Genomic DNA, 1,409 nt, shown 5'->3' on the forward strand with positions numbered 1-1,409 from the left:
TGATAGATAGCTTATATCTATGGTTGTATTTGTAGTTTCTAATACTTTTTTTCCCAATAGATTATAAACCTGTACTTTTTCTGCTTTATTTAATGTGCTCAAGCTAATATTCAATGTGTTTAAAACAGGGTTGGGGTATAGGCTTATAGCATTAAATTCATTATCTAGTACGCTTAAACTACTACAATTATTACTAAAACTGGCTGTATTGTCTATATCATCACTCCATTGAGTCGTGCTGTAAGCTACATCATCTACTTGTATGCAACTTAAATTTGTATTACCACTTGCATTGAACACAGATAAATTTGTATTATTTCCATTTGCCATATTTAAGCTTGTTAAAGCATTATCAGTACAAGATAATTCTTTTAAATCTGGATTATTGAATATATCTAAGCTTGTTAATGCATTATTAGAACAATATAATTTTTCTAAATCTGGATTATTGGATATATCTAAGCTTGTTAATGCATTATCAGAACAATATAATTCTATTAAATCTGGATTATTGGATATATCTAAGCTTGTTAAAGTATTATCAGAACAATATAATCCTATTAAATCTGTATTATTGGATACATCTATGCTTGTTAAAGTATTATCAGAACAATATAATATTTTTAAATCTGGATTATTGGATATATCTAAGCTTGTTAAAGTATTATTATCACAAACTAATACTTCTAAACCTGTATTGTTGGATACATCTAAGCTTGTTAAAGTATTATTATAACAAAATAAACCTGAAATATTAACAAATGCCTCTATACCTGTTAAATCTGATATAGATTTAACAGAAACATCTAAAACGCCTGTAAAAGCTAATGCTTCGGCACAGCTAATTTCGGTATCATTATCCGTATTTATAGTAGTATCTGCTACTAACACTGCCTTAAAATTGGCATCGGGTATATTTACATTTCCTGTACATTGAGCCTGTACAGCTATTTGTATTAATCCTAATAAAAAGAGCGTTAAAACTAGTAATTGTTTTTTCATGAATTTTTGGGGTTTAAAATTAGCGTACAAGAAACCATATTTTAACCTTATTTTTTAGTCAGATTATATCACGAAACAGTCAATTTAAATTTAACAAGCTTTTATCCGTTGCTAAAAATCGCTAACTATTCAATTAGTAATTTCACTATTATACATACTATTTTTTATGTTTGAAGTTCAAGAAAAGACTGCAAAGAAAAGATGACTAAAAGGGCAAGGTAATTTATTTAATATTATAAATATACTATTTGCAAAATGGATGCCATAAAAAAAGCCTCCAAAATACATGTCTGGAGACTTTTTAAAGAGCACATAAGTTTTTCAAACCTGCTTCACAACAAATAGAATTCTATAAATTAAGATAGGTTTATATTACTTTTTTACAAATTTTCTAACTGCAATTTTTC

General features: G+C 27.1%; 1 protein-coding gene. It reads right to left on the minus strand.

What is annotated here, in order from left to right; translation table 11 throughout:
• Positions 1-1,002, minus strand: a 1,002-nt coding sequence (locus tag Q4Q35_RS07980; protein ID WP_303277437.1) for a leucine-rich repeat domain-containing protein, incomplete at its 3' end; no start/stop codon positions are given.
• Positions 1,003-1,409 lie beyond the last annotated feature (407 nt).

Source organism: Flavivirga aquimarina, assembly GCF_030540835.1.
GTDB lineage: Bacteria > Bacteroidota > Bacteroidia > Flavobacteriales > Flavobacteriaceae > Flavivirga > Flavivirga aquimarina.